Genomic DNA, 12,527 nt, shown 5'->3' on the forward strand with positions numbered 1-12,527 from the left:
AGTTTACTTTAAACGAAGCAGTGGACGAAGCTTAAGTCCGATCACTGAACCGGCAAACGCAAACAAGATCCATAGCCAGCCGTGTAAACTGCCAGAGACCACACCGCCTACAAATGCGCCAATGTTACACCCATAAGCGATGGTTGCACCGTAGCCCAATAGCACGCCACCCAGCAGAGAGGCTAAGAAGTTTTGAATCGGCATTTTCATCTTGAGTGTGAATTTGCCGGCGATCGCCGCCGCTAAGAAAGCGCCTAGGATGACACCACCATTCATCAATGACGCGGGATCCTGGCTGAGACTGTTGTAGAGCGCCTCTTCACGGCCAGGTGCCATCCAGTAGGTCCAGAAGTCGATCTCTAGATCGAGCTCTAACCATTGAGCCACTTTCGCTCCCCATACAGGGTAAGCCAGGGCGACAGCCCATGGACGGCCCATTAAAGCGAGCGTCGCGAAGTTTAGAATGGTGAGTCCAACCGCTCCCCAAATCAGTGGCCAGGGTCCAGCAATCAGTTTGCTTGCAAAGCTGGTCGTGCCAGTACTTTGACACTCTTCAAGCGAGCCGTGAGCTTTAATTTCAAGACGTTTAGTGAACTGATAGATAGCAGTGAATAACAGCAGGTTTAGACCGATGGCGGTGATTGGACCCAGCAGTTCGATCAATCCAATGGGCGCTAGTTGTGGCAAGGTTGTCCACCACTCATAGTCAGCTGTTGCCCATAGCGCACCGGCACTAAAGCCTGCCATGACGGGAATGGCTCTCAGTTGTCCACCGCCAAGATGGTAAAGATTACCCGAAGCACAGCCACTTGCGATCTGCATACCTACACCGAACATGAACGCGCCGGCAACAACGGAGAGGCCGAGAGGTCTAACAAATCCTGCGACCGATTGTCCAAACAGCTCGCCTGAGGCCAGGGTCGGGAAAAATAGCAGTACACTCAGGGAGAGCATGATCATCTGAGCGCGGATGCCCGCACCACGACGTTTAGAGATAAGCTCTCTCCATGCGGTCGTGAAACCAAAAGACGCTTGAAGCAAGCAGACACCCAGGGCTGCACCTAAAATGAGAGCAAGTAGTTCAAAGGTGCCGTGCTCATTAAACACATAAACAGCGGAAGCAACCAACAAAGCAGAAGAGAGCATAAGCCAAAATAGCTTGTTTGGCTCAAGAAGCTGGGTTTTAAAGTCTGTAGATGTCGTGTTTAAAGTATTCATGCTCGACTCCTTTTAGGAGTGGCAATACTAATGATCTTTTAATAACTCTTCCAAGAATGTTTGGTGATTTTATATACAAATAAGTTATTAAAAATATTTCACTTATAAAAAAGAGCGCCGTAGCGCTCTTCATGACCCATCTGATATTGGTTATTTTATGTACTGCTGTGAGAGCTTGTCAGCAAGTGCTTTGGCTTCGCTCTGTTCGGTATCAGACAGTTTCATCAGCAGGCGTGCTTCAATGGTCTGAGCCGTCGTTGAGCCAGCATTGGCTGCCGCTTTCATCCATGCGTAAGCAGTAATGTCTGGATTTACAGAGAGGTCATTACCATTACCCGTAGCGTAAAGCGTGCCTAAGAAGAACATCGATTCAGAGTATCCCGATTCAGCAGCTTGCAGGTATAGCTTCTCTGCCTGTGCAAAGTTTTGCTCGGTACCGCTTCCGAAGTTGTAGCTTCTAGCCAAGTTGTGAAGCCCGACCAGTGAACCATTGTGAGAGGCTTTATCGAACCATTGCAGGGCAAGGTTTAGATCGCGTTCGACGCCTTGGCCAAACTCGTACATTTCACCAATTCGGTTTTGTGCATCGGCATCACCCGCTTCCGCTTTGGGAAGGAGTTGTGTGAACTCGGCAAGGTATACCTCATTTCGCATGACGCGAAGCGCATTGATACTTTTTAGGTGGCCCTGGCGAGCGGCACTGCTGAAGTACTGCTTGGCATCCTCTTTGCTCTTTTCAACACCTTGACCATCACGGTAAAGCGTACCCATTAGATAGAGAGCATCTAAATCACCTTCTTTGGCTAGAGGCTTAAGCTCTTCAAGGGCTTTGGTGTAATCGGCTGACTGAATGGCACGCTCAGCTGCGATGATGGATGCGGCTTCAACAGACATGACTGGAAGAGCCAATGCAAAGGCTAGTGATAATAGACGAGCTTTGGTCAAACCTGACCTCCTATTCTATTCCAACAAATTAATGGTCAATAACCGTTAGTGTTATCAAAGTGGCGCTATCATAACCTTTTCACTGCATAATCCACAGCGCTTGCTCTGAATTTCTATTATGAGTAACGTAATGATTGATGTAGCGCAGGTTAAACCTGTCAATTTAAATGGACATTGAGGATTATCAAATGTTTCAAGATATGACAAAGCTGTTCGAACAGAGTGTTGAATCATTTCAAGAGTTGGCGAAGGTTCAACAAGAGATGCTACAGCGCATTACCAATCAGCAGATTGAGTACACCCAGCAGTGTATCCAAGCGACCATGAATCAGGCTAATTCACTTCAGGGTCTAAAATCACCTGAAGAGTTCATCGAAGCGCAAAAAGAGTATACACAGCGCTTAGAGGCTGCACTTAAAGCGGCTGCTGAGCAGAATATGAAAACGGTTCAAAACGCCCAAGAGGAGATTCAAAAAATTGCCTCTCAATCGATGGGTGGCAAATAGTTTTTGATCCCTCTCATTTACGGAAGTACTACAGGCAATACTGAACGCGTAGCGCAACTCATGGTTGAGTGCTGGCCAGGGGAGGTGCCTCTAAAGCTAATTTCAATCGATAGCATGATTAATGCCGATGTTGAACAGGCTTCGTCACTGATTATTGGTGTGCCCACTTGGAACTTTGGTGAGTTACAAGAAGATTTCGAAGAAGTTTGGTCGAGTTTTTGTGAAATCGACTTCAGTGGCAAACGCGTAGCACTGTTTGGATTGGGTGATCAATTGGGATATGGCGATTGGTTTCTTGATGCGATGGGTACAGTTGCCGCACAGATTTCACAAAAGGGTGCTAAGCTGATAGGTGAATGGCCTGTCGAAGGTTACGATTTTGAGTCCTCAAAAGCGCTAACCCCTTGTGAAACGGCCTTCGTGGGTTTGGCCTTGGATGAGGATACACAGTCCTTTGAAACAAGAGATCGTGTGGAGCGTTGGTTCAATCTGATCTATCCACAATTGTAAATTGAAGTGTTAACTCGGAGAGAGATTATGTCTTTGAAGAAAGTTGTTTTAACGACTTTGTCTTGTGCTTTATTGGCTGCGCCTTTGGCACAGGCTGATCGAGCGGAAGATGCTATTGAATATCGCCAAGGGATCTTTAAAGCCTACGGTTGGCACTTTGGTGCTATGGGTGCCATGGTTCGCGGTAAGGTTGATTATGATGCAGAGCAATTTGCTCATCATGCTAAGTCGTTCTTAGCGGTTGCGCCGCTTGCTGCTGAGGGGTTTATCGAAGGTTCTGATTTTGGTGAGACGTCTGCTAAAGATGAGCTTTGGGAGAATTTAGATGATGTCAATCAGCGCTTTGTTACTATGACTGAAGCCGCTGAAAAGCTAGTCGCCGTATCTGGTGGTGAATTGGCGGATGCCAAAGCAGCCTTTGGTGCTGTCGCGAAATCCTGCAAAGGGTGTCACGACAACTACCGCGAGAAACGTTAACCCTTTAATCAGATCCAAAATAGGAGTGCGCTGACAGTCGCTCCTACTAGGATTGCTACAAAAAGAGGAAGGCCGCCTCGAATCTTAGGTGCTTCCTCTTCACTCTCCTTTCTACCATGCAGCATGGCTTGCACCAGTTTTTCACCTTTGAAACGTTGATACCAAATAATGGCAGCAAGATGCAGGGCGACAAACAAAATCAATAGATTAAAAATCGCCTCATGCAGTTCCGTCATCGCTAGTTGAGCGTCGTAAGAGATTAGATAGGCTAATGGCCCTTCAATAAAAATGTCATCGTTACTAAACAGCCCCGTCGTCATCTGTAGAAACATTAAGCCTAGCAGGGCTATGACACTGAGTGCGCCAGCAGGATTATGTGTGTTGTAGTCTCTTTGCCCCTCTCCCTTGAGGTAGGCTATGACGCTGCTTGGACGTTTCACGAATTGGGAGAATCGAGAGGAGTCGCTGCCAATCACTCCCCAAATAATGCGGAATGTGATTAAGCCTGCAGCTACAAATCCAAAGCGAGTGTGCCAGATCATCCAGTTGCCACCTAATTCTGCACTCAGCCAGCTTAAGCCAAATAGCATGACTAGAAGCCAGTGAAAGAGTCGAGTGCTTAGATCCCAGACGGTGACAATTTTTTTCTGCATGTTGATAAGCTCGCTAATGAATACAAAATCACAATGTAAAAACTATATGGTATCCGGTTGATAGTGCATACCCAAGGAGTATCGCCCAACTCCATTTGAGGTGGGCTCTGAAAGTGTAGATGCCATTCGCCTGGCCCATCAGAGCCACACCTGCCGCTGAGCCAATCGATAGCAGAGAGCCACCAATGCCAATACAGAGGGTCGCCAATAGCCATTGGTTAGTCGACATCGGCATATCCATGCTCAGAATGGCGTACATCACGGGTATGTTATCGATCAATGAGGAGCTTAGGCCGATGATTAGATGGGTGGTGGTCTCTCCAAAGTTGCCGTAAAGCGACGTTGAGATCAGGGCTAAATAGCCCAGGGCAGCTAAACCACCAACGCTCAGTACAACGCCATAGAAGAACATTAATGTATCCCAGCTGGCGCGTTCAACCACTCGGAAATTATCAAAACGCATGACGACTTCACCGTGATCCCCTTTGAGGTGTTTTGTCATCGCACCCATGTGGTGTCCACGCAATTCACTCTCTTGCAACAGAGGATCCTGTTTTGACAATAGGTATCCATAAATCTTTAACGCGCCTAGCCCCGTCATCATTCCAATTACCGGGGGTAATTTCAGAAGTGAATGGATTAACACTGACGCCGTTATCGTGGCTAAAAAGAGCATCAGCATGCCGATCGCACCCGGCTTCATGGATTGTTGTTCATGCGGGAGTTGCGCTGGGCCTGTCGGAAGATAATGGTTAAGCACTAGGGCGGGTACGAACCAGCTGATCAGTGCGGGAACAATCAGATGGGTAAATTCAAGGAATTTTAGTTTCTCCTGCTGCCAAACCATCAGTGACGTAATATCGCCGAAGGGGGAGAAAACGCCCCCTGCATTGGCGGCAATGACCACGTTGATCAAACCGAGCACCACGAACGAGGCTGTTCTGGTACCAACAGCCATCACGACTGAGCCCATCAGTAGCGCTGTCGAGAGGTTGTCAGCAATGGGGGATAGGACAAAGGTCAACCCACCCGTGACCCAGAACACGGTTCTTAGGGAAAAGTCTCTAGCAATCAGCCAGCTACGCAATGCCAAAAATAGGTGGCGCTCCTCAAGGGCGTGGATAAATGTCATGGCGCTGAGCAGGAACAGAAAAAGCTCTGCGTACTCAAGCAGGGTCTGTTCCAGTAGTGCGCCAGCTTGCTCTGGTTGGCCATTGATGGAATAGCTAAGGCCGACTAATAACCAGATTAAACCAGCGGCCACCATCATCGGCTTGGATTTGGCTAGGTGAGTGCGGTCTTCGCTGATCACAAAATAGTACCCGACAAGGAAGGTGAGTACCGCTAGGTAGCCATATAGGGTGCCTGTTAAATCGATAAAATTTGTCATTCCCATACGATGGACTAGCTTGTCCGTTATCTCAATAGAGGTGCATGAAAAACGTTGAAATAAAGGCCGAGACGGTGATTTAAAGGTGAGGATAAATCCTGTAAAATGTGCCCCCTTTTTTAAGACCTTTTGGACATTTGCTCGACTATGGAAATTAATCCGATTGTTAACAGCCTTAAAGAGTATGCCGAACGCACTAAAGAGTTGCGTGGCTATCTCGAATATGACGAGAAGCTTGAGCGCTTTGAAGAGGTTGAGCGTGAGCTTGAAGATCCCAATATTTGGAATGATCAAGAGCATGCACAAAAGCTAGGTCGCGAACGATCAAGCCTTGAGTCTGTGATTAAGACCATCGATGAGCTGACTGAGGGGACTGCTGATTGCCTGGAGCTGCTGGAGATGGCAGTTGAAGAGGATGACGAAGATACCGTTGAAGAGGTTCGCAGTGAAGTTGAGCGTCTAGGCGGCATGTTATCGCAACTTGAGTTTCGCCGTATGTTCTCGGGTGAAGCGGATTCAAGTAACGCCTTCTTGGATATCCAGGCGGGTTCGGGTGGTACCGAGGCTCAGGATTGGGCCAATATGATGCTTCGAATGTTCCTTCGTTGGGGTGAGAGCAAAGGCTTTAAAACCGAGTTGATGGAAGTGTCTGACGGTGACGTGGCCGGTATTAAATCTGCAACGATTCGTTTTGAGGGTGAGTACGCCTTCGGTTGGTTAAGAACAGAAACGGGTGTTCACCGTCTCGTTCGTAAGAGCCCATTCGATTCTGGTGGTCGCCGCCATACCTCTTTCTCATCTGTCTTCGTCTCTCCTGAGATCGACGACAATGTTGAGATCGACATTAACCCGGCTGATCTTCGTGTCGATGTTTATCGTGCATCCGGTGCGGGTGGTCAGCACGTCAACCGAACTGAGTCGGCGGTCCGTATTACCCACGGTCCATCTGGAATCGTTGTACAGAGTCAGTCGCAGCGTTCGCAGCACCAGAATAAAGATAACTGTATGAAGCAGTTACGCTCCAAGCTTTACGAAATGGAGATGCTGAAACGTCGTGAGGCTGCCCAAGAGGTTGAAGATACTAAAGCCGATATAGGTTGGGGCAGTCAGATTCGCAGTTACGTACTGGATGATCAGCGTATCAAAGATCTTCGCACTGGCGTTCAATCGTCGAATTGTGATCGCGTGCTCGACGGCGATCTGGATATGTTTATTGAAGCTAGCTTAAAAGCTGGTCTCTAAAAGTTAACACAGGAAATAGACACCATGTCTGATAACACACAGCTTGATGAAAACCGCTTGATTGCAGAGCGCCGTGAAAAACTCTCTGCACTGCGTGAGCAGGGCCAAGCCTTCCCGAACACTTTTCGTCGCGACAGCTACGCAGAGGATCTGCAGTCTGAACACGGTGAGAAGAGCAAAGAGGAGCTAGAAGCTGCAGGCATTAAGGTCTCTATTGCCGGTCGAGTGATGCTCAATCGTGGCGCGTTCATGGTGATCCAAGATATGTCTGGCCGCATCCAGGCGTACGTTAACAAAGAGGCTCGTAGCTTTGCTAAGCAACTAGACCTTGGTGATATCGTCGGCATTAGCGGTGAATTGCACAAGTCAGGCAAGGGTGATCTCTACGTTGATATGGCAGAGTACCAGTTGCTGACAAAGAGCTTGCGCCCACTGCCAGATAAACACAAAGGGCTTCAAGATACTGAAATGCGCTACCGTCAGCGTTATGTTGATCTGATTACTAACCCTGAATCCCGTGATGTGTTTGAGACGCGTTTTAAGGTGATTGCCGCGATTCGTCAGTTCTTAAGCGAGCGCCGTTTCCTTGAAGCGGAAACGCCAATGCTTCAAGCGATTCCTGGTGGTGCATCGGCTCGTCCTTTTGTGACACACCACAACGCACTTGATATCGATATGTATCTTCGCATCGCGCCAGAGCTCTACCTGAAACGCCTGGTTGTCGGTGGTTTCGAGCGCGTATTTGAGATCAACCGTAACTTCCGTAATGAGGGTCTCTCAACACGTCACAACCCAGAGTTCACCATGATCGAGTTCTATCAGGCGTATGCTGATTACAAAGATCTAATGGACCTAACGGAAGAGATGCTTCGTACCGTTGCACAGCAGGTGCTAGGCACAACAACCATCATCAATACGGTTCGTAATGAAGAGGGTGAGGTGCTAGAGACGTTTGAGTACGACCTTGCTAAGCCGTTTACCCGATTGTCAGTATTTGATGCCATTCTGCAGTACAACCCTGATATCACAGCGGAAGCATTGGCGAATGAACATGCCGCTCGTCAGATTGCCGAGCGTCTGGACATCGACGTAAAAGATAGCTGGGGTCTGGGTAAAATCCAGATTGAGATTTTTGAAGAGACCGTTGAACACCTTCTGCAGCAACCAACCTTCATTACAGAATACCCTACCGAGGTCTCTCCTCTCGCTCGTCGAAGTGACGACAACCCATTTGTGACCGATCGATTCGAGTTCTTCGTCGCGGGTCGTGAGCTAGCAAATGGCTTCTCGGAGTTGAATGACGCTGAAGATCAAGCTGAACGTTTCCGCAAACAGGTCGCTGAGAAAGATGCAGGCGATGATGAGGCGATGCACTTTGACGCTGATTTCGTTGCGGCACTTGAGTATGGACTGCCACCAACAGCAGGTGAAGGGATCGGTATTGACCGTTTGGTGATGCTACTGACTGACTCACCATCGATTCGTGACGTCATTCTATTCCCTGCAATGCGTCCACGCGCTTAAGCGCAATTAAGCGTACAGAAGGGTTTTGCTGTGTTGTCGAGGCTGTTTCCCAAACAGAAGCGTGACTTCACAGCGAAGCGCTATCTCAGTATAAGCCTGCGAACTCTGCACCTTTTTGGGATTGCAGGTTTTGCGGGCTTTTTCTTGTACGACTTACCCGAATCGCTTTGGCGGCCCTATGCCATACTGGCGCTGACGACTGGCTCCTTAATGCTACTGGTCGAACTCTACGTTGATGCAATTTGGTTGATTCAACTGCGGGGTTTGGCAGTCATTACTAAAATTTTTCTACTGTTGTTAGCGATGAACGCTCCTCACCTGACAACGGTGCTGTTCTGTCTGATCGTCATTATCTCAGGCTACTTCTCACATGCGCCTGGCAAGGTTCGATACTACTCACCCTTTTTCGGGCGAGTCATAAAAAGCTCAGCCGAACTTAGCTTTAATCAGTCGCATTCAAGGTAGGTGCCGATGCTTTCTAAGGGTTGGCAGCAGCTGCTGAAAGAGATATCCGAGACACCAAGCTATCAATCTCTTATGGCGTTTCTGGATCAACGAACAGCTGAGGGTGTCACAATATACCCACCTCAAGATCAGTGGTTTCGTGCTTTGGAGCTGACCCCGCTAGAGTCGACACGCGTCGTCATTCTTGGCCAAGATCCTTATCATCAGGCAGGCCAGGCGCATGGTTTAAGTTTCTCTGTCTTACCCGGTATTCAAGTGCCACCATCTCTGAGGAATATCTACAAAGAGTTGAGTAGTGATTTAGGAATAGCTGCACCAGAACATGGTTTTCTTGAAGCCTGGGCAGAGCAGGGAGTCCTTTTACTCAATGCGGTCCTTACGGTAGAGGATAACAACGCCAATGCACACCAAGGCAAGGGTTGGGAGAGTGTCACCGATCGTATCATTCAGCAGGTTAATGATAGCTCCATGGGCACGGTGTTTATCCTCTGGGGAAGCTATGCTCAGAAAAAGACGAGCATGATCGATCAGGCAAAGCATCTGGTGATTCAATCACCTCACCCTTCGCCTCTATCAGCACACCGAGGCTTTTTTGGTAGTCAGCCGTTTTCTAAAGCCAACAGTTGGCTCGCTGAGAAGGGGTTTTCTGAGATCAACTGGGAGCTGCCGGTGATAGGACAAGCAGATCTGTTCGGTTGATGGCTAACGCTTGGATTCAAATAGCTTTGGATCTAAGGTGTAAGGTAGTTCCAAAGCGTTTAGGGCTGCGCCACTCTCTGTAAAAATCGCACCCTCTTTTTCTGACTGTTGAATGACAGCAAGTAGAGAGGTTTGATCAGTTGAGCTAGTCAGTACTACGCTGCCGACCTCAACTTGGTCAGCATTAAACAGTGGCTCCCCAATGCTGATGGAATGGCCCTGCGGTAGCGTGAACCCGTACATCGCTTTTTTCAAAATACCGCGATGCTGTAGACGGGTTACTATCTCCTGACCGGTGTAACACCCCTTACTGAAGCTGACGCCATCAATGGCTTGTAAATTACACATCTGAGGAATGAATGTCTCTTGGGTGGCCTCTCTTAAATCGAAGATGCCAGCGCGGACATTGATCTCATACCAATCCTCTAATGAGCCGGTAGCATCCTTGGCCAATCTATTTTGTACTTCAAGATCGGTGGTCCAGAACTCAACGTGCTCGGCATCGATTTGAGCCGCAAAGGATCGGTCACTTTCAGAACTTTTAACAGGCTCTAAATAGTCGCTCGATAGGCAAAACCCATTGGCGCTATCTATGAAATTAAGCTGCACCTTGGAAAAGATGCTGTATTTCTTTAGGTTGTTAAAGGCGCTCTCGGCGATCTCTTGATGGACCCGCAGCCAAAAACATTCGTCACTGATGCGCATGACTCTGAAAAGCCCAACCATGCTTCCCTTAATTGAGCAGTGTGCGGCGATGAGGTGCTCACCGATGTTAAGTGCAGCCACATCGGCGGTTAGCTGGCCTTGTAAAAAAGAGGCTGCATCAACGCCTTCGACGGAGAACAGTTTGGCATCCGTTATCGCAATGTTCATAGCTCAGCTCACTAAAAAGGGTTGTGGTATCACTTAAGACTCTGTTTGATGGGCAATGACTTCACCCATCTTGACCGGTGCGCCGGCCGCTAGATGGTCGCGCCAATTGATTACGCCTTCAGGGTAGAGAAGGATCACCGTTGAACCGAGTTTGAATCGGCCCATTTCTGCACCTTTCTCCAGTAGGAGAGGGGCGTCAGCTTCTGTGCTAAACAGTTTCATAGCCTCTTTTTTGAGAGGGGCTACCTGGCCACTCCAGACGGTCTCTATACCGGCAACAATCATTGCGCCGACGAGTACCATCGCCATTGGGCCACGCTCTGTCTCAAATAGACAGACTAGGCGTTCATTACGAGCAAACAGGCTGTCAACATTGTTGGCTGTGGTTTGGTTGACCGAGAAAAGATCACCAGGAACGTAGTAGGCCTCTTTAAGTGCACCGGCTACTGGCATGTGTACGCGGTGGTAATCTTTTGGTGATAGGTAGATGGTCGCGAACTCGCCATTGATGAAGGGTTTTGCTCGCTCGGTACAACCACCCAGCAGAGAAACGGCGCTGTAACTATGTCCCTTTGCTTGCAAAATACGCCCATATTGAAGGGTACCCATCTCTGAGATTGCCCCGTCAGCAGGCGACACCACGACATCTTCGCCCTCTGCAATCGGTCTAGCTCCCTCTTTAAGGGCGCGAGTGAAGAAGTCATTGAAGTTGATAAATTGTTCCGGTTGCTGGCGCTCCGCTTCACTCATATCGACGTTAAACTGTTTTATAAATCGCTGAATAATCCAGTTCTTAATACGGCTATTTGTGCACTCAGCTAGGCGGCCAACGGCACGTGATAACAAGTGCTGTGGCACGATGTATTGAAACAGAATGAACAGTTTATCTTTCACTAAAAACTCCGCCTGAGTGATTCTTTAAGTTGGGTTGTGATGATACCTGAGCTAGGGCTTTTTCACTATCGCACCGTGAAGTCAGATTCCAACATGGAATCCAAAATCTGTTTGTAACTGAAAAAGCGCTGCTCGCTGATGACGCCCATGTCGATCGCATCATAAAAAGCACAACCAGGCTCCTGTTCGTGCTTACAGTCTCTGAACTTGCAGTGGCCTGTGACCTGGCGAAATTCCTTAAATCCGTCAATCAGATCGTTGGGATCAATGTGCCATAGACCAAATTCACGGATGCCAGGAGAGTCGATGAGATCGCCCCCTTCGGGTATGTGGAATAGACGCGCGGTGGTTGTTGTGTGTTTACCGGTTCGATTCGACTCAGACAGGGCTCCCACTTTTAGATCAACGCCAGGAAGCAGCGCATTGACCAGTGACGATTTCCCTACACCAGACTGTCCAACAAAGACGGTCGTGCGATCTTTTAAGAATTCGTGCAGCTCATCTAAGCCGTTGGAGTTCTCTGTGGATGCATAGATAGTGCGGTAGCCAATTTCAGCATAGCTATCCAGAAGAGGTATCAATCGTTCACGATGCTTGTCATCGAGTAGATCGGTCTTGTTTAAGACAATAATAGGCTCTATGCCAGAGAGTTCAGAGGCAACTAAGTAACGATCAATCAGGTTGGCGTGCGCATGGGGTTCGACGGCGATGACTATTAATATTGCATCGATGTTGGCTGCGACTGGCTTCAACTCACCATGATTGTTTGGGCGCTTAAGTTCAGAGTGGCGATCCTCAACAGCGACGACCACACCCGCATCGGGGGAGGGGCGCCAGATCACCCTATCCCCGGTCACCAATTGCCCTAGGTGGGTACGCATATGGCAGCGAATGATTTCACCGCGACGATCGCCATCTAAGGCTTCAATATCGACCTGTTTTCCGTAGTGCGAGATGATCAGGCCACGCTGTTCGGCACCTAAATCGCCCCCTTCGAGTTGTGAGTCGATTTGAGTGTCACGTTTATTGGCTCGAGCGGCACGCTCTTCTTGAATCTTCTTAATACGCCATGCTTGGCGGCGATTAACTTTACGTTGCGCCATTCAATCTCTGCTAAATCGCTGTGTTAGT

Annotated in this window: 14 protein-coding genes; 7 read left to right on the forward strand and 7 right to left on the reverse strand. The window is 48.6% G+C overall.

The features are described from left to right. Positions 1-3 precede the first annotated feature (3 nt). Positions 4-1,218 (reverse strand): YeeE/YedE family protein, encoded by a 1,215-nt coding sequence (locus XMA152_RS10440; protein ID WP_173480680.1) that lies wholly within the window; start codon positions 1,216-1,218, stop codon positions 4-6. Positions 1,219-1,368: 150 nt separating this feature from the next. Continuing rightward, positions 1,369-2,163, reverse strand: a complete 795-nt coding sequence (locus tag XMA152_RS10445) for a tetratricopeptide repeat protein (RefSeq protein WP_173480681.1) — start codon at positions 2,161-2,163, stop codon at positions 1,369-1,371. 188 nt (positions 2,164-2,351) lie between these two features. Here XMA152_RS10445 and XMA152_RS10450 point away from each other — a divergent pair, with 188 nt between their 5' ends. Genes XMA152_RS10450 through XMA152_RS10460 form a run of 3 tightly spaced genes read left to right on the forward strand, consistent with a single transcriptional unit; the run spans position 2,352 to position 3,656 of the window. Next, positions 2,352-2,669, forward strand: coding sequence for a phasin family protein (locus XMA152_RS10450; protein ID WP_173480682.1), 318 nt, complete (start codon positions 2,352-2,354; stop codon positions 2,667-2,669). Between the two features lie 3 nt (positions 2,670-2,672). Continuing rightward, on the forward strand, positions 2,673-3,179 hold the full coding sequence (locus XMA152_RS10455; protein ID WP_173483563.1) for a flavodoxin: 507 nt from the start codon (positions 2,673-2,675) through the stop codon (positions 3,177-3,179). A 27-nt stretch (positions 3,180-3,206) separates the two neighbouring features. Continuing rightward, the gene (locus XMA152_RS10460) at positions 3,207-3,656 is read left to right on the forward strand and encodes a cytochrome c (RefSeq protein ID WP_173483564.1); all 450 of its coding nucleotides are present in this window, start codon (positions 3,207-3,209) and stop codon (positions 3,654-3,656) included. 8 nt (positions 3,657-3,664) lie between these two features. On the opposite strand, the gene XMA152_RS10465 is transcribed toward XMA152_RS10460, so the two are convergent. Further along, a complete protein-coding gene (locus XMA152_RS10465; RefSeq protein WP_173483565.1) occupies positions 3,665-4,309 on the reverse strand; it encodes a cytochrome b/b6 domain-containing protein in 645 nt (214 codons plus the stop codon). Positions 4,310-4,337: 28 nt separating this feature from the next. After that, entirely contained in the window at positions 4,338-5,705 is a 1,368-nt protein-coding gene (gene nhaD / locus XMA152_RS10470; RefSeq protein WP_173483566.1) for a sodium:proton antiporter NhaD, read from the reverse strand. Positions 5,706-5,846: 141 nt separating this feature from the next. Here nhaD and prfB point away from each other — a divergent pair, with 141 nt between their 5' ends. The 4 genes from prfB to ung are packed head-to-tail and all read left to right on the forward strand — an operon-like array spanning position 5,847 to position 9,629. Continuing rightward, on the forward strand, positions 5,847-6,941 hold the full coding sequence (gene prfB, locus XMA152_RS10475; protein ID WP_173480687.1) for a peptide chain release factor 2: 1,095 nt from the start codon (positions 5,847-5,849) through the stop codon (positions 6,939-6,941). Between the two features lie 24 nt (positions 6,942-6,965). Further along, positions 6,966-8,465, forward strand: a complete 1,500-nt coding sequence (gene lysS, locus XMA152_RS10480) for a lysine--tRNA ligase (RefSeq protein WP_173483567.1) — start codon at positions 6,966-6,968, stop codon at positions 8,463-8,465. A 30-nt stretch (positions 8,466-8,495) separates the two neighbouring features. Beyond that, positions 8,496-8,930 (forward strand): hypothetical protein, encoded by a 435-nt coding sequence (locus tag XMA152_RS10485; protein ID WP_173483568.1) that lies wholly within the window; start codon positions 8,496-8,498, stop codon positions 8,928-8,930. A 6-nt stretch (positions 8,931-8,936) separates the two neighbouring features. Continuing rightward, entirely contained in the window at positions 8,937-9,629 is a 693-nt protein-coding gene (gene ung / locus XMA152_RS10490; protein WP_173480690.1) for a uracil-DNA glycosylase, read from the forward strand. Positions 9,630-9,632: 3 nt separating this feature from the next. Here the strand turns inward: ung and XMA152_RS10495 are convergent, their stop codons facing one another. From XMA152_RS10495 to rsgA, 3 genes are all read right to left on the reverse strand, one after another. Further along, the gene (locus XMA152_RS10495) at positions 9,633-10,502 is read right to left on the reverse strand and encodes a folate-binding protein YgfZ (RefSeq protein ID WP_173480691.1); all 870 of its coding nucleotides are present in this window, start codon (positions 10,500-10,502) and stop codon (positions 9,633-9,635) included. Between the two features lie 33 nt (positions 10,503-10,535). After that, the gene (gene asd, locus XMA152_RS10500) at positions 10,536-11,396 is read right to left on the reverse strand and encodes an archaetidylserine decarboxylase (protein WP_173480692.1); all 861 of its coding nucleotides are present in this window, start codon (positions 11,394-11,396) and stop codon (positions 10,536-10,538) included. 65 nt (positions 11,397-11,461) lie between these two features. Beyond that, positions 11,462-12,499: a small ribosomal subunit biogenesis GTPase RsgA gene (rsgA, locus tag XMA152_RS10505; protein ID WP_173483569.1), complete on the reverse strand. Its 1,038-nt coding sequence runs from the start codon at positions 12,497-12,499 to the stop codon at positions 11,462-11,464. Positions 12,500-12,527 lie beyond the last annotated feature (28 nt).

It is taken from the genome of Marinobacterium sp. xm-a-152 (assembly GCF_013282965.1).
Lineage (GTDB): Bacteria > Pseudomonadota > Gammaproteobacteria > Pseudomonadales > Balneatricaceae > Marinobacterium_E.